At 66.4% G+C, this 20,382-nt stretch carries 24 protein-coding genes; 18 read left to right on the forward strand and 6 right to left on the reverse strand.

Going from position 1 to position 20,382, the window contains the following annotated elements:
* Window positions 1–36 precede the first annotated feature (36 nt).
* Both VQ067_RS00755 and VQ067_RS00760 read left to right on the forward strand, forming a co-directional pair.
* On the forward strand, window positions 37–765 hold the full coding sequence (locus VQ067_RS00755) for a carbonic anhydrase (protein WP_003083701.1): 729 nt from the start codon (window positions 37–39) through the stop codon (window positions 763–765).
* A 210-nt stretch (window positions 766–975) separates the two neighbouring features.
* The gene (locus VQ067_RS00760) at window positions 976–2,547 is read left to right on the forward strand and encodes a SulP family inorganic anion transporter (protein WP_003128311.1); all 1,572 of its coding nucleotides are present in this window, start codon (window positions 976–978) and stop codon (window positions 2,545–2,547) included.
* On the opposite strand, the gene VQ067_RS00765 is transcribed toward VQ067_RS00760, so the two are convergent.
* Window positions 2,534–3,172: a hypothetical protein gene (locus tag VQ067_RS00765; protein WP_016254346.1), complete on the reverse strand. Its 639-nt coding sequence runs from the start codon at window positions 3,170–3,172 to the stop codon at window positions 2,534–2,536. The two genes, VQ067_RS00760 and VQ067_RS00765, sit on opposite strands and share 14 nt — an antisense overlap.
* Before the next feature lie 371 nt (window positions 3,173–3,543).
* On the opposite strand from VQ067_RS00765, the gene coxB reads away from it, so the two are divergent.
* The 4 genes from coxB to VQ067_RS00785 are packed head-to-tail and all read left to right on the forward strand — an operon-like array spanning window position 3,544 to window position 7,733.
* Complete coding sequence (coxB, locus tag VQ067_RS00770) at window positions 3,544–4,668, forward strand: cytochrome c oxidase subunit II (protein WP_003101203.1); 1,125 nt, start codon at window positions 3,544–3,546, stop codon at window positions 4,666–4,668.
* A 9-nt stretch (window positions 4,669–4,677) separates the two neighbouring features.
* Window positions 4,678–6,270, forward strand: a complete 1,593-nt coding sequence (gene ctaD, locus VQ067_RS00775; RefSeq protein ID WP_003083723.1) for a cytochrome c oxidase subunit I — start codon at window positions 4,678–4,680, stop codon at window positions 6,268–6,270.
* 10 nt (window positions 6,271–6,280) lie between these two features.
* Complete coding sequence (locus VQ067_RS00780; RefSeq protein ID WP_003110652.1) at window positions 6,281–6,835, forward strand: cytochrome c oxidase assembly protein; 555 nt, start codon at window positions 6,281–6,283, stop codon at window positions 6,833–6,835.
* A 10-nt stretch (window positions 6,836–6,845) separates the two neighbouring features.
* The gene (locus tag VQ067_RS00785) at window positions 6,846–7,733 is read left to right on the forward strand and encodes a cytochrome c oxidase subunit 3 (protein ID WP_003115030.1); all 888 of its coding nucleotides are present in this window, start codon (window positions 6,846–6,848) and stop codon (window positions 7,731–7,733) included.
* A gap of 15 nt (window positions 7,734–7,748) precedes the next feature.
* Here the strand turns inward: VQ067_RS00785 and VQ067_RS00790 are convergent, their stop codons facing one another.
* Window positions 7,749–7,958, reverse strand: a complete 210-nt coding sequence (locus VQ067_RS00790; protein WP_003110653.1) for a twin transmembrane helix small protein — start codon at window positions 7,956–7,958, stop codon at window positions 7,749–7,751.
* Window positions 7,959–7,973: 15 nt separating this feature from the next.
* Between VQ067_RS00790 and VQ067_RS00795 the strand changes: the two genes are divergently transcribed.
* The 5 genes from VQ067_RS00795 (at window position 7,974) to senC (ending at window position 12,060) form a co-directional block, all read left to right on the forward strand.
* Window positions 7,974–8,768: an SURF1 family protein gene (locus VQ067_RS00795; RefSeq protein ID WP_074241147.1), complete on the forward strand. Its 795-nt coding sequence runs from the start codon at window positions 7,974–7,976 to the stop codon at window positions 8,766–8,768.
* On the forward strand, window positions 8,743–9,321 hold the full coding sequence (locus VQ067_RS00800) for a hypothetical protein (RefSeq protein ID WP_003110655.1): 579 nt from the start codon (window positions 8,743–8,745) through the stop codon (window positions 9,319–9,321). The genes VQ067_RS00795 and VQ067_RS00800 overlap by 26 nt, the downstream gene beginning before the upstream one ends.
* A 64-nt stretch (window positions 9,322–9,385) precedes the next feature.
* The gene (locus VQ067_RS00805; protein ID WP_003115033.1) at window positions 9,386–10,459 is read left to right on the forward strand and encodes a COX15/CtaA family protein; all 1,074 of its coding nucleotides are present in this window, start codon (window positions 9,386–9,388) and stop codon (window positions 10,457–10,459) included.
* A gap of 25 nt (window positions 10,460–10,484) precedes the next feature.
* Complete coding sequence (gene cyoE, locus VQ067_RS00810) at window positions 10,485–11,399, forward strand: heme o synthase (RefSeq protein WP_003083746.1); 915 nt, start codon at window positions 10,485–10,487, stop codon at window positions 11,397–11,399.
* A 25-nt stretch (window positions 11,400–11,424) separates the two neighbouring features.
* Window positions 11,425–12,060, forward strand: coding sequence for a cytochrome c oxidase copper chaperone SenC (senC, locus tag VQ067_RS00815; protein WP_003083748.1), 636 nt, complete (start codon window positions 11,425–11,427; stop codon window positions 12,058–12,060).
* 39 nt (window positions 12,061–12,099) lie between these two features.
* Here senC and VQ067_RS00820 read toward each other — a convergent pair whose 3' ends face one another.
* Complete coding sequence (locus VQ067_RS00820; protein WP_009314933.1) at window positions 12,100–12,552, reverse strand: GNAT family N-acetyltransferase; 453 nt, start codon at window positions 12,550–12,552, stop codon at window positions 12,100–12,102.
* A gap of 131 nt (window positions 12,553–12,683) precedes the next feature.
* On the opposite strand from VQ067_RS00820, the gene VQ067_RS00825 reads away from it, so the two are divergent.
* From VQ067_RS00825 to VQ067_RS00855, 7 genes are all read left to right on the forward strand, one after another.
* The gene (locus VQ067_RS00825) at window positions 12,684–13,157 is read left to right on the forward strand and encodes a winged helix-turn-helix transcriptional regulator (RefSeq protein WP_003083753.1); all 474 of its coding nucleotides are present in this window, start codon (window positions 12,684–12,686) and stop codon (window positions 13,155–13,157) included.
* Window positions 13,158–13,413: 256 nt separating this feature from the next.
* Window positions 13,414–14,142: an SDR family oxidoreductase gene (locus VQ067_RS00830; protein WP_033990896.1), complete on the forward strand. Its 729-nt coding sequence runs from the start codon at window positions 13,414–13,416 to the stop codon at window positions 14,140–14,142.
* Between the two features lie 24 nt (window positions 14,143–14,166).
* Window positions 14,167–14,754, forward strand: coding sequence for a 2-hydroxychromene-2-carboxylate isomerase (locus VQ067_RS00835; RefSeq protein ID WP_003083757.1), 588 nt, complete (start codon window positions 14,167–14,169; stop codon window positions 14,752–14,754).
* Between the two features lie 229 nt (window positions 14,755–14,983).
* Entirely contained in the window at window positions 14,984–16,333 is a 1,350-nt protein-coding gene (locus tag VQ067_RS00840) for a C4-dicarboxylate transporter DctA (RefSeq protein WP_003137006.1), read from the forward strand.
* Window positions 16,334–16,381: 48 nt separating this feature from the next.
* On the forward strand, window positions 16,382–17,068 hold the full coding sequence (locus tag VQ067_RS00845) for a FadR/GntR family transcriptional regulator (protein ID WP_003083762.1): 687 nt from the start codon (window positions 16,382–16,384) through the stop codon (window positions 17,066–17,068).
* A 100-nt stretch (window positions 17,069–17,168) separates the two neighbouring features.
* On the forward strand, window positions 17,169–17,903 hold the full coding sequence (locus tag VQ067_RS00850) for a GntR family transcriptional regulator (protein WP_003128333.1): 735 nt from the start codon (window positions 17,169–17,171) through the stop codon (window positions 17,901–17,903).
* 179 nt (window positions 17,904–18,082) lie between these two features.
* On the forward strand, window positions 18,083–18,493 hold the full coding sequence (locus VQ067_RS00855; RefSeq protein ID WP_003110659.1) for an aegerolysin family protein: 411 nt from the start codon (window positions 18,083–18,085) through the stop codon (window positions 18,491–18,493).
* 31 nt (window positions 18,494–18,524) lie between these two features.
* On the opposite strand, the gene VQ067_RS00860 is transcribed toward VQ067_RS00855, so the two are convergent.
* From VQ067_RS00860 to VQ067_RS00870, 3 genes are all read right to left on the reverse strand, one after another.
* Window positions 18,525–19,433 (reverse strand): LysR family transcriptional regulator, encoded by a 909-nt coding sequence (locus tag VQ067_RS00860; RefSeq protein ID WP_033990895.1) that lies wholly within the window; start codon window positions 19,431–19,433, stop codon window positions 18,525–18,527.
* 299 nt (window positions 19,434–19,732) lie between these two features.
* Complete coding sequence (parE, locus tag VQ067_RS00865; RefSeq protein ID WP_031640969.1) at window positions 19,733–20,014, reverse strand: type II toxin-antitoxin system toxin ParE; 282 nt, start codon at window positions 20,012–20,014, stop codon at window positions 19,733–19,735.
* The gene (locus VQ067_RS00870; protein ID WP_003083775.1) at window positions 20,011–20,238 is read right to left on the reverse strand and encodes a CopG family ribbon-helix-helix protein; all 228 of its coding nucleotides are present in this window, start codon (window positions 20,236–20,238) and stop codon (window positions 20,011–20,013) included. The genes parE and VQ067_RS00870 overlap by 4 nt, the downstream gene beginning before the upstream one ends.
* Window positions 20,239–20,382: the final 144 nt, after the last annotated feature.

Consider the following 20,382-nt stretch of genomic DNA (forward strand, 5'->3'; position numbering starts at 1 on the left):
AAAATTCAATCGATCCATTCATCGAGGTTCCGAACCATGCCAGACCGTATGCGGGGCGTTAAGTCCGATTCTCCAGAGCAGGAAAGCGCTGACGACGCATTGAAAAGGATTGTCGATGGATTCCAGCATTTCCGCCGGGAGGTCTTTCCCGAGCAGCAGGCGCTGTTCAAGAAGCTCGCCAATAGCCAGCGGCCGCGGGCGATGTTCATCACCTGCGCGGATTCGCGCATCGTTCCCGAGCTGATCACCCAGAGTTCCCCCGGCGACCTGTTCGTCACCCGCAACGTCGGCAACGTGGTGCCGCCCTACGGGCAGATGAACGGTGGCGTCTCCACCGCCATCGAATACGCCGTGCTGGCGCTGGGCGTGCACCACATCATCGTCTGCGGTCACTCCGACTGCGGGGCGATGCGCGCCGTGCTCGATCCGCAGACCCTGGAACGCATGCCGACGGTCAAGGCCTGGCTGCGGCACGCCGAGGTGGCACGCACGGTGGTGGCGGACAACTGCGACTGCGGCGCCAGCCACGACACCCTCGGGGTGCTCACCGAAGAGAACGTGGTGGCCCAGCTCGATCACCTGCGCACCCACCCCTCGGTGGCCTCGCGCTTGGCCAGCGGGCAACTGTTCATCCACGGCTGGGTGTACGACATCGAGAGTGCGCAGATCCGCGCCTACGACGCCAAACAGGGTCGCTTCCTGCCCCTCGACGGCGAGCATCCGGTGCCGATGGCCACGCCCGCGCCGCGCTACCTGAACTCGTGATAGCGGCGGCCGTGCGGGCCGCCGGATAACAACAGCGTTTTCGCGTCACCTTTCGCCGTTCCTGCCATGGACGACCTCTGGGAAGCCCCGTTCCGGGGCTGAACGGGTCGCTATTACAAGAAAAAACACACTGCGCACACACAACCGGCGCCGGGCCTGGTCCTGGCGTCGCTCCCTCGTCGTGGAAAAAATTCGCAGGAGAACTGTGCCATGCATGTTTCAAAGGTGTTTCCGTCCCTCCGGGACACGTTGCCGCGGGACCTGATGGCCTCCGTGGTGGTGTTCCTCGTCGCCCTGCCGCTGTGCATGGGCATCGCCATCGCCTCCGGGATGCCGCCGGCCAAGGGCCTGCTCACCGGCATCGTCGGTGGCCTGGTGGTCGGCTTCCTGGCCGGCTCGCCGCTACAGGTCAGCGGCCCGGCGGCCGGCCTCGCGGTGCTGGTCTTCGAACTGGTGCGTACCTACGGGGTGGCCATGCTCGGGCCGATCCTGCTGCTCGCCGGCGCCATCCAGCTGCTCGCCGGGCGGCTGCGCCTGGGCTGCTGGTTCCGGGTCACCTCGCCGGCGGTGGTATACGGGATGCTCGCCGGCATCGGCATCCTCATCGTCCTTTCGCAATTGCACGTGATGCTCGACCTGGCGCCCAAGGCGTCCGGCCTCGACAACCTGCTGGCATTCCCCCAGGCGGCGTTCGCCGCGCTCGGCTCGCTGGGCATGGACAGCGGCCTCGACGCGGCGCTGCTCGGGCTGGGCACCATCGCGGTGATGTGGGGCTGGGACAAGCTGCGTCCGCAACGCCTGCGCTTCCTACCCGGCGCGCTGCTCGGCGTGAGCCTGGCGACCCTGGCCAGCCTCTGGCTGGCGCTGGACGTGCGGCGGGTCGAGGTACCGGCCAACCTCGGCGAGGCCATCGACTGGCTACGCCCGGCCGACCTGCTGGCCCTGGCCGATCCCTCCCTGCTGCTGGCGGCGGTGGTGGTGGCCTTCATCGCCAGTGCGGAGACCCTGCTCTCGGCGGCGGCGGTGGATCGCCTGCACGACGGCCCGCGCTCGGACATGGATCGCGAGCTGTCCGCCCAGGGTGTCGGCAACATGCTTTGCGGCCTGCTCGGCGCGCTGCCGATGACCGGGGTGATCGTGCGCAGCTCGGCCAACGTCAACGCCGGTGCGCGAACCCGCGCCTCGGCGATCTTCCACGGCCTCTGGTTGCTCGCCTTCGTCCTCCTGCTCGGCAGCCTGCTGCGGCAGATTCCGGTGGCGAGCCTGGCCGGGGTGCTGGTCTATACCGGGGTCAAGCTGGTCGATTTCAAGGCCCTCGGCAACCTCTCTCGCTACGGCCGGATGCCGATGCTGGTGTACGCGGCCACCGCCCTGGCCATCGTCTTCACCGACCTGCTGACCGGCGTGCTGGTGGGCTTCGCCCTGACCCTGCTGAAGCTGGTGCTGAAGGCGGCGCGGCTGAAGATCGCCCTGCGCTACACCGGCGAGCATGAAGCCGAGCTGCGCCTGAGCGGCGCCGCGACTTTCCTCAAGGTGCCGGCGCTGTCGCGGGTGCTCGACGAGGTCAAGCCGGGGACCACCCTGCACGTACCGATGGATAACCTCAGCTATGTCGACCATGCCTGCATGGAGCTGCTCGAGGATTGGGGGCGGATGGCACCGGTGCAGGGCTCGCGCCTGGTGATCGAACCGCGCGCCTTGAAGCGTCGCCTGGAAGGGCGCCTGCGCGGCAGCGTCGGGTTGGGCGGCGCGCGCAGTGGCGGGGCGGTCAGCCCAGGCTGAGTTCCACCCCGAGCTGCTTCGACAGGCACGGCCACTGCTGCCAGGCGGCGACCACCCGCGGGTTCTTCAGGTTCTCGCGGTAGGCGCGGGCCGAGTCGGCGTCGAAGGTGGTGGCGTCGAGCATGTTCTCCACCGCATGGTGGACGGCTTCGTCCAGCCGGTTGGCGAACGGCTCGCCGATCAACTGGTGGGCCACCAGGTTGGCCACGGTGGTGTCCAGCGGGATCAGCGCCTGGCCGAAGTGGGCGATGTAGCGGTCGTTCACTTCTTCCACCAGGCGGTGCGCCAGGTAGGCCTCATCGAGCAGGGCGTCGAGGCCGTCGTGGCCGGCGAGCAACGCCGGCGGGGTGAGGAAGAACTGCTCGGCGACCTTCAGCACCGGCTTGATCCGTTCCTCGATGCCGGCTTCGCGGGCCACGCTGTTGGCGGCGTCGAGCAGGTCCGGTACCTGTTCGACGTAGGCGTGGACGAAGCGGGTGAGTATGTCTTCCGTGTTCTCGCCTTGCGGCTGGATGGTGCGATGCAGGCGGGGCAGGCAGCTGGCTATCAGATCAGCCAGGTGACCGTGGCGGGCTTCGCTGAGGTGCGCCTGCTGGATGAGTTCACGGAGGGCAGCGGTGTTCATGGGTTCTCCCATACAACGGGGATGGTGAAGAAGAGGAGAAACATAGCCGGCGGCGCGCGCCGGCTAAGACGCGATTGTCATAATCGCTTCGTGGTTATGCGAGGATGATATATCAGGCGGCCACCATTCGCCTGCAAAGCCACGCCGCTCGCGGCTTTTAGAGAAGAATCGGCACTTTCCAGCGACGTTTTTACGCTGCGTTGTTATGTCGCAGCCGCTGTCTATACTCCCACTCGAATGCTGAACCTGATGAACCCGGCCTGCCTTGCTGTGTGCCGAGGTGCGACGGTCAAAGTTCGTTGTCTTGGCGGTCCACCCCTTGGCCGTTGGCGTCTGCCGGCGGGATAAAAACAACGATAAGGGGAACCCGAATGCTGCGACATCCACGAGTCTGGATGGGCTTCCTTTTGCTCTCGGCGATCAGCCAGGCGAATGCCGCCTGGACGGTCAACATGGCCCCGGGCGCTACCGAGGTGAGCCGGTCCGTCTTCGACCTGCACATGACCATCTTCTGGATCTGCGTGGTGATCGGCGTGCTGGTCTTCGGCGCGATGTTCTGGTCGATGATCGTCCACCGCCGCTCCACCGGCCAGCAGCCGGCGCATTTCCACGAGAGCACCACGGTGGAAATCCTCTGGACGGTGGTGCCGTTCGTGATCCTGGTGGTGATGGCGGTGCCCGCCACCCGCACCCTGATCCACATCTACGACACTTCCGAGCCGGAGCTGGACGTGCAGGTCACCGGCTACCAGTGGAAGTGGCAGTACAAGTACCTGGGCCAGGACGTCGAGTACTTCAGCAACCTGGCCACCCCGCAGGACCAGATCCACAACCGGCAGGCGAAGGACGAGCATTACCTGCTGGAGGTGGACGAGCCGCTGGTGCTGCCGGTGGGCACCAAGGTGCGCTTCCTGATCACCTCCAGCGACGTGATCCATTCCTGGTGGGTGCCGGCCTTCGCGGTCAAGCGCGACGCCATCCCCGGCTTCGTCAACGAGGCCTGGACCAAGGTCGACGAGCCCGGCATCTACCGCGGCCAGTGCGCCGAGCTGTGCGGCAAGGACCACGGCTTCATGCCGATCGTGGTCGACGTCAAGCCCAAGGCCGAGTTCGACCAGTGGCTGGCCAAGCGCAAGGAAGAGGCGGCGAAAGTCAAGGAACTGACCAGCAAGGAGTGGACCAAGGAAGAACTGGTCGCGCGCGGCGACAAGGTCTACCACACCATCTGCGCCGCCTGCCACCAGGCCGAAGGCCAGGGCATGCCGCCGATGTTCCCGGCGCTGAAGGGCTCGAAGATCGTCACCGGGCCCAAGGAGCACCACCTGGAAGTGGTCTTCAACGGCGTGCCCGGCACCGCCATGGCGGCCTTCGGCAAGCAGCTCAACGAGGTCGACCTGGCCGCGGTGATCACCTACGAGCGCAACGCCTGGGGCAACGACGATGGCGACATGGTCACCCCGAAAGACGTCGTCGCCTACAAGCAGAAACAACAATAGGAGACCGCCATGAGTGCTGTGATCGATACGCCCGACCACCATGCCGGCGACCACCACCACGGACCGGCCAAGGGCCTGATGCGCTGGGTGCTGACGACCAACCACAAGGACATCGGCACCCTCTACCTGTGGTTCAGCTTCATGATGTTCCTGCTCGGCGGCTCGATGGCCATGGTGATCCGCGCCGAGCTGTTCCAGCCCGGCCTGCAGATCGTCGAGCCGGCGTTCTTCAACCAGATGACCACCATGCACGGCCTGATCATGGTCTTCGGCGCGGTGATGCCGGCCTTCGTCGGCCTGGCCAACTGGATGATCCCGCTGATGATCGGCGCGCCGGACATGGCCCTGCCGCGGATGAACAACTTCAGCTTCTGGCTGCTGCCGGCGGCCTTCGGCCTGCTGGTCAGCACCCTGTTCATGCCCGGCGGCGGTCCCAACTTCGGCTGGACCTTCTACGCGCCGCTGTCGACCACCTTCGCCCCGCACAGCGTGACCTTCTTCATCTTCGCCATCCACCTGGCCGGGATCAGCTCGATCATGGGCGCGATCAACGTGATCGCCACCATCCTCAACCTGCGCGCCCCGGGCATGACCCTGATGAAGATGCCGCTGTTCGTCTGGACCTGGCTGATCACCGCGTTCCTGTTGATCGCGGTGATGCCGGTGCTGGCCGGCGTGGTGACCATGATGCTGATGGACATCCACTTCGGCACCAGCTTCTTCAGCGCCGCCGGCGGCGGCGACCCGGTGCTGTTCCAGCACGTGTTCTGGTTCTTCGGCCACCCCGAGGTGTACATCATGATCCTGCCCGCCTTCGGTGCGGTCAGTGCGATCATCCCGACCTTCGCGCGCAAGCCGCTGTTCGGCTACACCTCGATGGTCTACGCCACCGCCAGCATCGCCTTCCTCTCCTTCGTGGTCTGGGCGCACCACATGTTCGTGGTCGGCATCCCGGTCACCGGCGAGCTGTTCTTCATGTACGCCACCATGCTGATCGCGGTGCCCACCGGGGTGAAGGTGTTCAACTGGGTGACCACCATGTGGGAGGGTTCGCTGACCTTCGAGACGCCGATGCTGTTCGCCGTGGCCTTCGTCATCCTGTTCACCATCGGCGGCTTCTCCGGACTGATGCTGGCGATCGCCCCGGCGGACTTCCAGTACCACGACACCTACTTCGTGGTCGCCCACTTCCACTACGTGCTGGTGCCCGGCGCGATCTTCGGCATCTTCGCCTCGGCCTACTACTGGCTGCCGAAGTGGACCGGCCACATGTACGACGAGACCCTCGGCAAGCTGCACTTCTGGATGAGCTTCATCGGCATGAACCTGGCGTTCTTCCCGATGCACTTCGTCGGCCTCGCCGGCATGCCGCGACGGATCCCCGACTACAACCTGCAGTTCGCCGACTTCAACATGGTCTCGTCGATCGGCGCCTTCATGTTCGGCACCACCCAGTTGCTGTTCCTGTTCATCGTCATCAAGTGCATCCGCGGCGGCAAGCCGGCCCCTGCCAAGCCCTGGGACGGCGCCGAGGGCCTGGAGTGGAGCATCCCCTCGCCGGCGCCCTACCACACCTTCAGCACCCCGCCCGAGGTCAAGTGAGGAGCGCGCCATGAGCGATGCCAAGGTCGATACCCGCCGCCTGGTCGGCCGCCTGCTGCTGGTGACCGTGCTGATGTTCGCCTTCGGCTTCGCCCTGGTGCCGCTCTACGACGTGATGTGCCGCGCCCTGGGGATCAACGGCAAGACCGCCGGCAGCGCCTACAACGGCGAGCAGCAGGTGGATGTCGGGCGCGAGGTGAAGGTGCAGTTCATGACCTCGAACAATATCGACATGGTCTGGGAGTTCCGCTCCGCCGGCGACCAGTTGGTGGTGCATCCCGGCGCGGTGAACCAGATGGTGTTCTACGCGCGCAACCCGAGCGACAAGCCGATGACCGCGCAGGCCATCCCGAGCATCGCCCCGGCCGAGGCCGCAGCCTACTTCCACAAGACCGAATGCTTCTGTTTCACCCAGCAGGTGCTGCAACCCGGCGAGAGCATCGAGATGCCGGTGCGCTTCATCGTCGACCGCGATCTGCCCAAGGATGTGCGGCACGTGACGCTGGCCTACACCCTCTTCGATATCACTGCGCGGAAGCCGCCCGTACCGGTTGCGGGACGATAAGGAGAACAACATGGCAAGCCACGAACACTATTACGTCCCCGCCCAGAGCAAGTGGCCGATCATCGCCAGCATTGGCCTGCTGGTGACGGTGTTCGGCCTGGGTACCTGGTTCAACGACCTCACCGCCGGCCACAAGGAATCCCATGGCCCGTGGATCTTCTTCGTCGGCGGGCTGATCATCGCCTACATGCTGTTCGGCTGGTTCGGCAACGTCATCCGCGAGAGCCGCGCCGGACTCTACAGCGCGCAGATGGACCGCTCGTTCCGCTGGGGCATGAGCTGGTTCATCTTCTCCGAGGTGATGTTCTTCGCCGCCTTCTTCGGCGCGCTGTTCTACGTCCGCCACTTCGCCGGTCCCTGGCTCGGCGGCGAGGGTGCCAAGGGCGTGGCGCACATGCTCTGGCCGAACTTCCAGTACAGCTGGCCGCTGCTGCAGACCCCGGACCCGAAGCTGTTCCCGCCGCCGAGCGCGGTGATCGAGCCGTGGAAGCTGCCGCTGATCAACACCATCCTGCTGGTCACCTCCAGCTTCACCGTGACCTTCGCCCACCACGCCCTGAAGAAGAACAAGCGCGGCCCGCTCAAGGCCTGGCTGGCGTTGACCGTGCTGCTGGGGATCGCCTTCCTGATCCTGCAGGCCGAGGAGTACGTGCACGCCTACAACGAGCTGGGCCTGACCCTCGGCGCCGGTATCTACGGCTCGACCTTCTTCATGCTCACCGGCTTCCACGGCGCCCACGTGACCCTCGGCGCGCTGATCCTCGGCATCATGCTGATCCGCATCCTGCGCGGTCACTTCGATGCCGAGCACCACTTCGGCTTCGAGGCCGCCAGTTGGTACTGGCACTTCGTCGATGTGGTCTGGATCGGCCTGTTCATCTTCGTCTACGTGATCTGACCGCCACCGGGGGAATCAGAAATGCCAGGGCGCGTGGCTGTTCAGCTCGCCGCTGTAGAAGCCCCAGGCGACCAGCGCCAGGGTCGCCGCGGCGAGCACCACGCGGACGGTCAGCGAATTGACCACGCGGGAACCATGGCCCTGGTCCTTGACCAGGAAGAACAGGCCGCTGAACAGGCTCACCAGGGTAGCCAGCAGTAGCAGGACGATCGCCACTTTCAACATGGTGGGACTCCGGCGATGGGGGGATTCATGCAGTATAGCCAGCGCCTCGGGGAGGCCGGACGCAATGACAGACGCAGCATGCGTGGCGCGTTCCGCCCCGGCCTGCTGCCGACCCTGGTGGTCCTCGGCCTGCTGCCGGTGCTGCTCTGGCTGGGCACCTGGCAGTTGCAGCGGGCCGACGAGAAGCGCGCCCTGCTGGCCAGCTACGAGGCCCGGCGCGGCGCCGAGCCGGTGTCGCCCGGGCAGCTAGAGGGGCTGCGCGACCCGGCGTACGTCCGCGTGCGCCTGCACGGCCGCTTCGACGAGCGGCATACGCTGCTGCTGGATAACCGGCTGCGCAACGGGCAGGCCGGGGTCGAGGTGCTGCAACCCTTCTACGACCAGGCCAGCGGCCTCTGGCTGCTGGTCAACCGCGGCTGGGTCGCATGGACTGACCGACGCTCGCCGCCGGCGCTGGAAACCCCCGACCGCGTCCTCCTGCTCGATGCCTGGACCTACCTGCCGCCACCCGGCGGCCTGCACCTGGCCGACGCGCCGGCCGGCGGCTGGCCGCGCCTGGTGACCCAGCTCGACATCCCGGCGCTGTGGCAGGCCTTCGGTCGCGCCGGGCTGCCCTGGGAAATCCGCCTGGAACCGGGCGACGCCAGCTTCGACACCGACTGGCCCGTGGTCTCGATGCCGCCGGAGCGGCACACCGGCTACGCCGTGCAGTGGTTCGCCCTGGCGACGGCCCTGCTCGCCCTCTACCTCTACCTCGGTGTGCGCCGCGCACGGGAGAAAAACCATGAGTCTCGCGATTCCGATGCCTGAACGTCCGCGCCGCGCCCGTGGCCGCCTGCAACTGCTGGCGATCATCGGCCTGGTGGTGGGGCCGATGCTGCTCGCCAGCGCCATGTACAAATGGAATTTCTGGGTACCGCAGGGGCGCAGCTACAGCGGCGCGCTGATCGGCAACGGCCAGACCCCCGCCGACCTCGGCGTGCAGGGACGCAGCCAGGGCGAGCAGTGGCAACTGCTGGTGACCGCGCCGGGCACTTGCGGCGAGGACTGCCAGCAACTGGTCTACCTGGCCCGCCAGGTCAACATCGCCCTCGGCCGCGAAGCCTCGCGCGCCGGCCACGCCCTGGCCGCCAGCGGCGAGCTGCCGGCGGCCTTCGCCAACCTGGTGAGGCAGGACTACCCGCGCCTGCAGCGCTACGGCCTGGACCCGGCCCTGTACGACAAGGCCGGCGGTGGCGAGCGGCCGCTGCTGTGGGTGGTCGACCCGCACGGCAACCTGGTGCTGCGCTACGACGCCAAGGCCAACGGCAAGAAGTTGCTGAAGGACGTGCAACTGCTGCTCAAGCTCTCGCATATCGGTTGATCGGCGTGGCCGGCGCGGTTCCCGGCCCGATGAGGACAGAACGACAAGAAAAAGGGGCCCGCGAATGTCAGGCGCAACCCGCAAACCCGGTTTCACCGTCGCCGTGCTGGCGACCCTGCTGGCCGCCGTGGTGGTCCTGCTCGGCGCCTATACCCGGCTGACCCACGCCGGCCTCGGCTGTCCGGACTGGCCAGGCTGCTACGGCTTCGTCCACGTGCCGTTGAGCGAGGCGCAACTGGCCCACGCCGAACTGCACTTCCCCGACGCCCCGGTGGAGGCGCAGAAGGGCTGGAACGAGATGATCCACCGCTATTTCGCCGGCGCCCTCGGCCTGCTCATCCTTGGCCTGGCTTTGCATGCGCTGGTCCGCCGCGGGCGCGACGGCCAACCGCTGAAGCTGCCGCTGCTGCTGCTCGCGGTGGTGATCGCGCAGGCCGCTTTCGGCATGTGGACGGTGACCCTCAAGCTCTGGCCGCAGGTGGTCACCGCCCATCTGCTCGGCGGCTTCACCACCCTGGCACTGCTCTTTCTCCTCGCCCTGCGCCTCTCCGGACGCTTCGCGGCGCGGCGCTACCCGGCGGCGACCCGCGGCCTGGCGGGGCTGGCCCTGCTCCTGGTGATCGGCCAGATCGCCCTCGGCGGCTGGGTCAGCAGCAACTACGCGGCGGTGGCCTGCATCGACCTGCCCACCTGCCATGGCGAGTGGTGGCCGCGGATGGACTTCGCCAACGGCTTCCACCTGACCCAGCACATCGGCCCCAACTACCTCGGCGGCCAGCTCGACAGCGACGCGCGCACGGCGATCCACATGACCCACCGGATCGGCGCGCTGTGCGTGACCCTGGTCCTCCTGCTGCTCGCCTGGCGCCTGCAGCGCAGCGGCCTGGTCTGGCCGACCGCGCTGATGCTGCTCGGCCTGTCGCTGCAGATCGGCCTGGGCATCAGCAACGTGCTGCTGCACCTGCCGCTGCCGGTGGCGGTGGCGCACAACGGCGGTGGCGCCCTGCTGCTGCTCAGCCTGGTGCTGGTCAACTATCGCCTGCGCGCGCCGGCCAGCGTCCGCGCGCCGGCACCGTCGCCGCAGCGCGTGCGCCGCACGCTGCCGCCTGCGCAAGGTTCGCGGCTGAAGGCCGCCTGACAGACAGAAGGATGGAGGTAAGGATATGGCCACCGTCATCGATCGCCACAGCCAGCCGACCTGGCGCGACTTCCTCGAACTGACCAAGCCCAAGGTCGTGGTGCTGATGCTGATCACCTCGCTGATCGGCATGCTGCTCGCCACCAAGGCGCCGCTGGATGGCTTCGTGCCCTGGCAGGTGCTGATCTTCGGCAACCTCGGCATCGGCCTTTGTGCCGGCGCGGCAGCGGCGGTCAACCATGTGGTGGACCGGCGCATCGACTCGATCATGGCGCGGACCCACAAGCGGCCGCTGGCCGAGGGCCGGGTGTCGCCGAGCATGGCGCTGGGCTTCGCGCTGCTCCTGGCGCTGGCCGGGATGGCCGTGCTGCTGGCCTTCACCAACCCGCTGACGGCCTGGCTGACCCTCGCCTCGCTGCTCGGCTATGCGGCGCTCTACACCGGCTTCCTGAAGCGCGCCACGCCGCAGAACATCGTCATCGGCGGGCTCGCCGGGGCGGCGCCGCCGCTGCTCGGCTGGGTCGCCATCACCGGCCACCTGAGCGCCGAGCCGCTGTTGCTGGTACTGATCATCTTCGCCTGGACCCCACCGCACTTCTGGGCGCTATGCATCCACCGCAAGGACGAATACGCCAAGGCCGACATCCCGATGCTGCCGGTGACCCACGGCGAGCGCTACACCAAGCTGCACATCCTGCTCTATACCCTGGTGCTGTTCGCGGTAAGCCTGATGCCGTTCGTCATCCACATGAGCGGGCTGGTCTACCTGCTCTGCGCCCTGGCCCTGGGCGCGCGCTTCCTCGACTGGGCCTGGGCGCTCTACTGTGACAGCCGGCCACATGCGGCGATAAAGACCTTCAAGTACTCTATCGTCTACCTGTTCCTGCTGTTCATGGCGCTGCTGGTGGACCACTATCTGCCGCTGAAGCTGCTTCTCTGATCCCACTCTAGAGCCTTGCCCACCCATGACTCGAGTCAACAAGACCGTCCTCGTCCTCGTCGCCCTGGTCGCCCTGGTCCTCGGCCTCACCGTGCACAAGGTGCTCACCGCCCAGCGCCAGGCCGATCCCACCGTGCTGCTCGACGCCGGCATCGTGATCCTGCCGCAGACGCGCAAGGTGCCGGCGCTGGAGTTCACCAACCAGGACGGCCAGGCGGTCAGCACCGCCAGTCTCAAGGGTCGCTGGCACCTGCTGTTCTTCGGCTACACCTTCTGCCCCGATGTCTGCCCGACCACCCTCGCCCAGCTCCGCGAATTGCAGGGCAAGCTGCCGCAGGAGGTGCGCGACGACCTGCAGGTGGTATTCGTCAGCGTCGATCCGAACCGCGACACGCCGCAGCAGATCAAGCAATACCTGGGCTACTTCAACGCCGGCTTCCAGGGGCTCACCGGCACTCCGGAAAACATCCAGAAGCTGGCCAACGCCATGAGCATCCCCTACATCCCCGCCGACACCAGCAAGCCCAACTACACCGTCGACCACAGCGGCAACCTGGTGATCATCGGCCCGGACGGCGAGCAGCACGGCTTCATCCGCGCGCCGCTGAACAACGCCAAGCTGGAAGCCCAACTGCCCGGCGTGCTCAAGCCGCAGGCCTGATTCCCTTCCCTCCCCCCACCGTCCGCGGCGTTCCGGGCCTCAGGCCCGGCGCATGCCGATGTGCGGGATGTCGTCTTCCAGGTAGACCTCGGTGACCGCGACGAAGCCATAGCGGCTGTAGTAGCCCTGCAGGTGGGCCTGGGCCGAGAGGTATACCGGGGTGTCCAGCCAGAGGCGCTCCGCCGCCTGCAGCGCGCGTTCCATCAACTGGTGACCGAGCCCCTGGCCGCGCGCGGCCGAGGAACTGACCACTCGGCCGATCACCACCTGGCCCTCGTGGCGAACCGGGTCTAGCAGGCGCAGGTAGGCGAGCAACTGGCCGTCGCGCCAGGCCATCAGGTGATGGGTATCGCCGACCAGGTCGAGGCCGTCGACTTCCTGGTAGGGGCATTTCTGTTCCACCACGAAGACCTCGGTGCGCAATTGCAGCAGTGCGTAGAGTTCCTTCAGGGTGAGGTCGGCGTGGTGCTTGCAGGTCCAGTCGAGCGACATGGTCGGGATTCCGGGACAGGGGACAGGAACGCGGTTATGCCATGGGCGGCGGGCCGCTGGAAAGGCGTGGCCGGTCGGTTTCGTTTCAGAACCCACGCGGCTATCCTTTGCCGAACGGCTGGAGGTGTCTCATGCGTTGGGAAGAACTGAGCGAGCAACCCTGTTCGCTGGCGCGGGTGCTGGCGATCCTCGGCGATCGCTGGACCCTGCTGGTATTGCGCGACTGCTTTCTCGGCGTGCGCCGTTTCGACGACTTCGAGCGCAGCCTCGGCGTGACCCGCCACGTCCTCGCCGACCGCCTCAAGCGCCTTGTCGAAGCGGAGATACTGGCCAAGGTGCCCTACCAGGAAAGGCCGCTGCGCGAGGAATACCGGCTTACCGAGAAAGGGATGGAACTGTACCCGGCCATCCTTTCCCTGGTGAACTGGGGCGACCGCCACCTCGCCGGCGTCGAGGGGCCGCCACTCGAGCATGTGCACAAGCATTGCGGCCAGCACATGCATGGCGTGCTGGTCTGTTCCGAATGCGGTGAGCCGCTGCACGCGCGGGACGTGACGGTACGCGAGGGGCTGTTCTGGAAGGGGCGCCTGCTGCGGCGCGGCTGAGCGTTCCAGGCCTGGCCGCCGACGCGAATCGGCGGATAAACGCCGATGGCGTTACGGCAGGAAGGACGCTGTCGTACCAGGCTCCGCCGACCGGTCCCCTCTCTTCAGGGAGAGGACGTGCCGGGCAGGCCGGGACAGGCAGAGTAATTGGTGCGCGGATATCACTCGAGCCCTTGCCAGTTGACAAGTTCCTTTTAAGAACTAACTATCGTCTCTATTGGGTTCTAAAAAAGAACTAACAAGAGAGGCCTCTGCAATGACCCAGCGCAAAGCGGTTCTGGTAATGGGCGCCGGCGACGCCACCGGTGGCGCCATCGCCCGGCGGTTCGCCCGCGAGGGCTACGTGGCGTGCGTCGCCCGGCGCAACGCGGAGAAGCTGGAGCCGCTGGTGCAGGCCATCCGCGACCAAGGCGGCGAGGCCCTGGCCTGCGGCTGCGACGCACGCCAGGAGCAGCAGGTGATCGACCTCTTCGCCCGCATCGAGGGTGAGGTCGGTGCGCTGGAGGCGGTGATCTTCAACGTCGGCGCCAACGTCTGGTTCCCGATCACCGAAACCACCGAACAGGTCTATCGCAAGGTCTGGGAGATGGCCGCCTTCGGCGGCTTCCTCACCGGCCGCGAGGCGGCGCGGGTGATGCTGCCGCGGCAGCGCGGAACGATCATCTTCACTGGCGCCACCGCCTCGCTGCGCGGACGCGCGCATTTCGCCGCGTTCTCCGGCGCCAAGTTCGCCCTGCGTGCCCTGGCCCAGAGTATGGCGCGCGAGCTGGGGCCGAAGGGCATCCACGTCGCCCACCCGATCATCGACGGCGCCATCGACACCGACTTCATCCGCGAAACCCTGCCCGAGCTGTACAAGCGCAAGGAGCAGGACGGCATCCTCGATCCCGAGCACATCGCCGAGACCTACTGGCAGATCCACTGCCAGCCGCGCGACTGCTGGGTACACGAACTGGACCTGCGCCCCTGGATGGAAATCTTCTGATCCCCGCCACGGAAAGAGCCACGCATGAGCAAGCAAATCGAGTTCTTCTTCGACTTCGGCAGTCCCACCACCTACCTCGCCTGGACCCAACTGCCGCGCATCGCCGCCGCCCATGGCGCGAGCATCGCCTGGCGGCCGATGCTGCTGGGCGGCGTGTTCAAGGCCACCGGCAACCATTCGCCGATCGAGGTGCCGGCCAAGGGGCGCTACACCCTCCACGACCTGGCGCGCTATGCGAAACGCTACGGCGTGCCGCTGGCCTTCAACCCGGCCTTCCCGATCAACACCCTGACGCTGATGCGCGGCGCCCAGGGCTATCTCGGCGGCGAAGGGTTCCATCCCTACCTGAAAGCGGTGTTCGAAGCGTTGTGGGTACGACAGCAGAACCTCGGCAAGCCCGAGGTGGTCGCCCAGGTGTTGGCGGAGGCCGGGTTCGATCCGGATGAGTTCCTCCGCCTGGTTGGCGACGAGCAGGTCAAGGAGGGGCTCAAGGCGACCACCGAAGAGGCGGTGCGGCGCGGCGTCTTCGGCGCGCCCAGCTTCTTCGTCGGCGACCAGTTGTTCTTCGGCCAGGATCGCCTCGATTTCGTCGCCGAGGCCCTTGCCGGCTGACCTCCCCTTCCCCGCGGCGAGCCGCTCTGGCCCGCCGCCTTGCGCCATCCGAGCGCCCTTCTCCCGGCTGCGGCCCGCGCGTGCCGTGGTTCCTGGCCATTCGTCGCGGCCACCGATAGCGGCTTGTCAGGCCGACTTCTTTGCGTATAGGCTGAACTGGTCAGACCGGTAATACCACAATAAAAATGCGTTCATCGCCCGCCTCCGCGAGGCCCGATGGAAGCGCCGAATGGAGACTCCTGCGATGTTCATCAAGCGCTGTTCCCGCTCGATATTCCTGCAAGTCGTGATTGGCCTGGTGATAGGCGTCATCTGCGGGGTCGGCATTCCCGACCTGGCCGTGCAGATGAAGCCGCTGGGCGATGGCTTCATCAAGCTGATCAAGATGCTCATCGCACTGATCGTCTTCTGCGTGGTGGTCAACGGCATCTCCGGTGCCGGCGACCTGAAGAAGGTCGGCCGCATCGGCCTGAAGTCGGTGATCTACTTCGAAATCCTCACCACCATCGCCCTGGTCCTCGGCCTGGTGGTCGCCTACAGCCTGGGCCTGGGCAGCGGCGCCAACATCCATCTCAACGAACTGCCCGCCGGCGACGTCGCCCTGTATACCGGGCGCACCCAGGAAATCCATGGCCCCGTGGCATTCCTCATGGGCCTGATCCCGACCTCTGTGTTCAGCGCCTTCGCCGAGAACGACATCCTCCAGGTCCTGCTGTTCTCCGTGCTGTTCGGCAGCGCCCTGAACCTGGTCGGCGAGCAGGCCAGCGGCGTGGCCCGCCTGATCAACGAATTCAGCCACATCGTGTTCCGCATCATGGGCATGATCGTGCGCCTGGCACCGCTCGGCGTGTTCGGCGCGGTGGCCTTCACCACCGCCCGCTACGGCGTCGACTCGCTCAGCCACCTGGGCGCGCTGGTGCTGGTGTTCTACGCCACCTGCCTGGTCTTCGTCATGGCGGTGCTCGGTAGCGTCCTGCGTCTCTCCGGGGTGCGCATGCTGCCGTTCCTGCGCTACTTCCGCGAAGAGCTGATGATCGTGATGGGCACCGCCTCCTCCGACGCGGTGCTGCCGCAGGTGATGCGCAAGCTCGAGCACATGGGCATCCGCAGCTCCACGGTAGGCCTGGTGATTCCCACCGGCTACTCGTTCAACCTCGATGGATTCTCGATCTACCTGACCCTGGCGGTGGTGTTCATCGCCCACGTCACCGGCACGCCGCTGGCGATGACCGACCTGGTCACCATCCTGCTGGTTTCGCTGGTGACCTCCAAGGGTGCCCACGGCATTCCCGGCTCGGCCCTGGTGATCCTCGCCGCCACCCTCACCGCGGTGCCGGCGATCCCGGTGGCCGGCCTGGTGCTGGTGCTTTCGGTGGACTGGTTCATGGGCATCGGTCGCGCGCTGACCAACCTGATCGGCAACTGCGTGGCCACCGTGACCATCGCCCGCTGGGAAAACGACATCGATATGCCGCGCGCGCAGGCCATACTCGACGGGCGCCTGGAGGCGCCGGCCAAGGCCGACGGCGAGCCGCTCAAGCGCAGCGCGGTGGCCGGGGAAGGCAAGCTGCATGGCTGACGCGCCGAGGCGCGTTGCACGTCCGATTGGCAAGTAAAGGGAGGCGACATGTTTTCTTCGTCCAAGCTGGTCAACGCGGTTGCCCAGCGCCTGCTCGACACCATCGAGCAGGGTCGCTGGGTCGCCGGCCAGATGTTGCCCGGCCAGCGCGAGCTGGCTGAGCAGATGGAAATCAGCCGGCCGAGCCTGCGCGAGGCGATCATGGTCCTGGAGACCCTGGGCGTGGTCCGTTCGCTGCCGGGCAAGGGCGTGATGGTCCTCGAACGCAGCGAGCCGCTGCGCGAGGTCGCGGCGCCCGGCGAGGCGACCATGGAAGACGTCCTGCAACTGCGCTATGCGCTGGAGCCGTTCATCGTTGGCATCGTCGCGCAGAGCGCCGGGGCGGCGGAGATCAGCGAACTGCGGCTGTTGCTGCTGGACCTGCGCGAAGCGGTCGAGGATGGCGACCCGCAGGCTCTGGTTGAGGCCTACACGGCCTTCCACCGGCGCCTGGTGAAGCTCACCTCGAACCCGATCTTCCTCAGCGTTTCCGAACAGATCGGCAGCGCCCTGGAACGCAGCGACAACCTGGTGCGCCGCCAGCCGGAATACGCCGAGGAGATCCTCCAGGAACACGACGCCATCCTCCGTGCGATCCGCCAGCACGACAGCGAGCGGGCGAGCCAGGCGATGCGCCAGCACATCCTCAACGAAGGCGCGCGCCTGAACATCGACCTGCGCTTGCCGCAGGTCTGATCGCCCGCGCCAGGGTTCCAACCCGGGACCGTCGCGGCACCCGGACGGCTTTCGTCCGCGGCCTGCGAAGGCCCACAAGCACGACTCGACAGGTGTGAACATGGTCGGATTCGACGCACGTACCCAGCAGGGCGCCGCGCTGCGCCCCACCAGCCATTTCGTCTACGAAAGCATCTACACGGCGATCTTGGAAAAGCGCCTGGCGCCGGCCGCCAAGCTGAGCAAGGAAACCCTCGGGCAGATCTTCCGGGTCAGCAACGGCACCATCCAGCGTGCCCTCACCCGTCTCGCCGAGGACGGCGCGGTGGTGATGCCGCCGAAGGAGGTCGCCAGCGTCGCCCGCCCGGACGAGCGCCAGGCGCGGCAGGTGCTGGACGCGCGCCTGCTGGTGGAAAGCGAAGTGGTGCGGCAACTGCCCGCGGGGCTGGATCCCGCCGCCCTTGCCGAGCTACGGGCGCTGGTCGACGAGGAGCAGGCTTGCCTCGCGGCCCGCGACAGCGCCGGGCTGATCCGTCTCGCCGGGCGTTTCCACCTGCGCCTGGCCGAACTGACCGAGAATCCCTTGCTGCAGGGTTTCGTCCGTGGCCTGGTGGCACGCGCCTCGCTGGACATCGCGCTGAACAAGGGGGCGGTCTATACCGCCGAGGCCTGCGCCGCGCAGCGCGCCCTGCTCGATGCCCTGGAGGACGGCGACAGCGCGACGGCGGCTGCGCTGATGGACGCTTACCTGCGAGGCCTGTTCGCCCGCATGCGCTTCCTGCCGCCACCCACCACCGACCTGCGCGAGGCATTCGGCATGAAGGCCCCTCGCGGGGAAAAACGCCGGAGGGCCTGACCTCCCCGGCCGCCGCCTACCAGATCTGGCAGGCGGTGGTGGCTGGTGGCCAGCCTATAGTGAAGCGGGTCAGGGATGGCGCCGTGCTGGTCGAAGTAGCCAAGGGTCCGTTGTGAGCGCCCGGTCCTGTCCGTGACGTCCTACAGGAAGCTGTGAACGCATGGTTAACGGAGATCGACATGGCATACGCAGAATGGATCGCAGTGAAGGTCGTGGTATCCAAATCCATCGGCACGGTGGGCATCCGCAACGCCACCTTGCAATGGGGCAAGTTCTACCGCTACACCAACAAGGACGACGAGATTTCCACCGAGGAAGTCAGCAGCATGAACGTGCAGGCCGGCAGCCCGCAATGGATCGCCTCCTGCGGACGGGAGAACGCTTCGTCCGGCACCCAGGGCAGCTTCGACTGCTACGACGGCAACACCAAGATGGGCACCTTCAGCTGGGATGACCCGTGGAAATCCGGCGCCACCAACACCTGGGGCTTCACGCCGGCATCGGCGGACTATGCCGGCATCACCAGCGGCGGCAACGCCACGGGCACGGACATCGGCGAGGTCACCCTGACCCTCGGCCGCTTCTCCTGACGGTACCTGGAGCTGGCCGGCAGTCCGTCGGTCAGCTCCAGCGCTCATCCCCGTCCGTGGCGAACGCTCGCCGCAGCGCCTCGATGGCGACCTTCACCTTGGCCGGCTGGGCCTCTCGCCGTGGCGTCACCGCATAGATGCCGAGCCCGGGAATCCTCCACTCCGGCAATAGCTGTTGCAGGCGCCCGTCGTTCAGCGCGTCGCGCACCTCCGGCAGCGGCTGGTAGGACACGCCGAGTCCGTCGAGGGTGAACTGACGCACCGCGAGCATCCCGTTGGCGGCCACCCGTGGCTCCAGGCGCAGTTTGCAGACTTCCCCGCCCGGCCCGCTGAGCGTCAGGTGGTTGAGGTGGTTCGAGGTGTTCAGGGAAATCCAGTCGACCTCGCTCAACTGCTCCGGACGGTTGATGGGCGCCCGTTGGCGCAAATAGGCCGGCGCCGCGCAGAGCACGCTGCTCCAGTCGCCGAGGTGGCGCGCCACCAGGCTGGAGTCGGCGAGATTGCCGACGCGGATCGCCAGGTCGATGCGCTCGGCGACCAGATCGATGCGCTCGTCCTGGAAGAACAGTTGCAGGCGCAACTGGCGGTGGTTCTCCAGCAACGGTTTCAGCGCCTGGGTGATCAGCGTGCCGGAGAACCCCACCGGCGCCGCCAGGCGCAACTCGCCCACCGGCGCATCGCGCCATTCGCCAAGCCGCCGCTCGGCTTCCTCGGCGATCGCCAGCATCTGCGCGCAACTGCGATAGAACGCCTCGCCGGCCTCGGTCAGGGTCAGCCGGCGGGTGGTGCGATGCAGCAAAGTGACCTGGGCGCGGCTCTCCAGCTTGCGGATCTGCTGGCTGACTGCCGAAGGGGTCATGCCCAGGCTCTGGGCCGCGGCTGCCATCGAGCCCTTGTCCACCACAGTGGCGAAGATCGCCATGCCTTTCAGCGAATCCATGCCGGTTCCTCCTTGCGGGAGACTGCGTCTGGGGAAAAATCACCGGAAAAAGCGCGAGAAAGCATGCCCAGCGGGCGAGGTCGTCGGGTTTCGGAAAAATACGGATGCGTATGGGAGCGAAGCATAAGTCAGTTAAAGAACTAATCAGGTTGCAGTGGTCGCAAGTTGTTCGCTCTCATTTATCTGGTCGAAAAATGTCCATTTCTTGTGAGTTATGGATGTTCTGTCCGAAATAAGTAACTACGTACAAGTCAAGGTAAATATTCGTTTTGAAACATCTTGTAACCATGTGACCACTTTTAGGGGGTAATTTCGACCCTGTCGATGCGCAAAATCTGGATTTCCTTGCCTTTTACCCGAAACGGGGCGCTGAACGGCCAGCGCTCCAGGTTCAGGGTGCGTACGCCTGGCACCTCGCTGGGCCGCCCTGCCCCCTGGTTGGCCACCTGCTGCAGCGGTTTCACCTGCTCGACGATGTCCTGGACGGCTTTCAGGGCTTTTTCCGGGCCGATCAGCACGACGTAATGGTCGTAGATGGCGTCCAGGTCGGCGGCCGCCTTGCGGGTCCACTTCAGGCTCATTGCAGCCCCCAGCGCTTCTCGATCTCGGTGTGTTCCAGCAGGCGACCGGCATTGGCATCGGCCAAGCCTTCATCGATGGCAGCGACCTGCCACTGCTGCCTTTCCAGGTACTGCGCGAGCGCCTGCCGCAGGTGATACGGGCGGTCGCGGTGGGTGGCGCGGGCCAGTTCGTCGAGGGCCGCGACCAGGGCGTCATCGGCGCGGAACGAGACTACGGTGCTCATTTTCTGATCAGCTTCGTTTTCGTTGTATACGGTGTTTACAGTGAAAACGAATGTATACGAAAGCCCTCGGGCGAGCAATCGCCAGGCTGTTTCGTCCGACGAAAAAACCTTTATCGATCAGTGGGTTGAATGAGGAGCCCGCCC

This window comes from Pseudomonas sp. KBN12P06040 (assembly GCF_037574965.1).
GTDB classification, from domain to species: Bacteria; Pseudomonadota; Gammaproteobacteria; order Pseudomonadales; family Pseudomonadaceae; genus Pseudomonas; species Pseudomonas aeruginosa.

Excerpts from the sequence above, each read along its gene's own strand:
- VQ067_RS00790 (WP_003110653.1), bottom strand. The coding sequence starts at position 7,958 with ATGTTGAAAGTGGCGATCGTCCTGCTACTGCTGGCTACCCTGGTGAGC.
- VQ067_RS00835 (WP_003083757.1), top strand. The coding sequence starts at position 14,167 with ATGAGCAAGCAAATCGAGTTCTTCTTCGACTTCGGCAGTCCCACCACC.
- coxB (WP_003101203.1), top strand. The coding sequence starts at position 3,544 with ATGCTGCGACATCCACGAGTCTGGATGGGCTTCCTTTTGCTCTCGGCG.
- VQ067_RS00845 (WP_003083762.1), top strand. The coding sequence starts at position 16,382 with ATGTTTTCTTCGTCCAAGCTGGTCAACGCGGTTGCCCAGCGCCTGCTC.
- cyoE (WP_003083746.1), top strand. The coding sequence starts at position 10,485 with ATGGCCACCGTCATCGATCGCCACAGCCAGCCGACCTGGCGCGACTTC.
- VQ067_RS00755 (WP_003083701.1), top strand. The coding sequence starts at position 37 with ATGCCAGACCGTATGCGGGGCGTTAAGTCCGATTCTCCAGAGCAGGAA.
- VQ067_RS00765 (WP_016254346.1), bottom strand. The coding sequence starts at position 3,172 with ATGAACACCGCTGCCCTCCGTGAACTCATCCAGCAGGCGCACCTCAGC.
- VQ067_RS00795 (WP_074241147.1), top strand. The coding sequence starts at position 7,974 with ATGGGGGGATTCATGCAGTATAGCCAGCGCCTCGGGGAGGCCGGACGC.
- VQ067_RS00780 (WP_003110652.1), top strand. The coding sequence starts at position 6,281 with ATGAGCGATGCCAAGGTCGATACCCGCCGCCTGGTCGGCCGCCTGCTG.
- parE (WP_031640969.1), bottom strand. The coding sequence starts at position 20,014 with ATGAGCCTGAAGTGGACCCGCAAGGCGGCCGCCGACCTGGACGCCATC.
- VQ067_RS00850 (WP_003128333.1), top strand. The coding sequence starts at position 17,169 with ATGGTCGGATTCGACGCACGTACCCAGCAGGGCGCCGCGCTGCGCCCC.
- ctaD (WP_003083723.1), top strand. The coding sequence starts at position 4,678 with ATGAGTGCTGTGATCGATACGCCCGACCACCATGCCGGCGACCACCAC.
- VQ067_RS00820 (WP_009314933.1), bottom strand. The coding sequence starts at position 12,552 with ATGTCGCTCGACTGGACCTGCAAGCACCACGCCGACCTCACCCTGAAG.
- VQ067_RS00860 (WP_033990895.1), bottom strand. The coding sequence starts at position 19,433 with ATGGATTCGCTGAAAGGCATGGCGATCTTCGCCACTGTGGTGGACAAG.
- VQ067_RS00855 (WP_003110659.1), top strand. The coding sequence starts at position 18,083 with ATGGCATACGCAGAATGGATCGCAGTGAAGGTCGTGGTATCCAAATCC.
- VQ067_RS00800 (WP_003110655.1), top strand. The coding sequence starts at position 8,743 with ATGAGTCTCGCGATTCCGATGCCTGAACGTCCGCGCCGCGCCCGTGGC.
- VQ067_RS00760 (WP_003128311.1), top strand. The coding sequence starts at position 976 with ATGCATGTTTCAAAGGTGTTTCCGTCCCTCCGGGACACGTTGCCGCGG.
- VQ067_RS00825 (WP_003083753.1), top strand. The coding sequence starts at position 12,684 with ATGCGTTGGGAAGAACTGAGCGAGCAACCCTGTTCGCTGGCGCGGGTG.
- VQ067_RS00805 (WP_003115033.1), top strand. The coding sequence starts at position 9,386 with ATGTCAGGCGCAACCCGCAAACCCGGTTTCACCGTCGCCGTGCTGGCG.
- senC (WP_003083748.1), top strand. The coding sequence starts at position 11,425 with ATGACTCGAGTCAACAAGACCGTCCTCGTCCTCGTCGCCCTGGTCGCC.
- VQ067_RS00870 (WP_003083775.1), bottom strand. The coding sequence starts at position 20,238 with ATGAGCACCGTAGTCTCGTTCCGCGCCGATGACGCCCTGGTCGCGGCC.
- VQ067_RS00830 (WP_033990896.1), top strand. The coding sequence starts at position 13,414 with ATGACCCAGCGCAAAGCGGTTCTGGTAATGGGCGCCGGCGACGCCACC.
- VQ067_RS00785 (WP_003115030.1), top strand. The coding sequence starts at position 6,846 with ATGGCAAGCCACGAACACTATTACGTCCCCGCCCAGAGCAAGTGGCCG.
- VQ067_RS00840 (WP_003137006.1), top strand. The coding sequence starts at position 14,984 with ATGGAGACTCCTGCGATGTTCATCAAGCGCTGTTCCCGCTCGATATTC.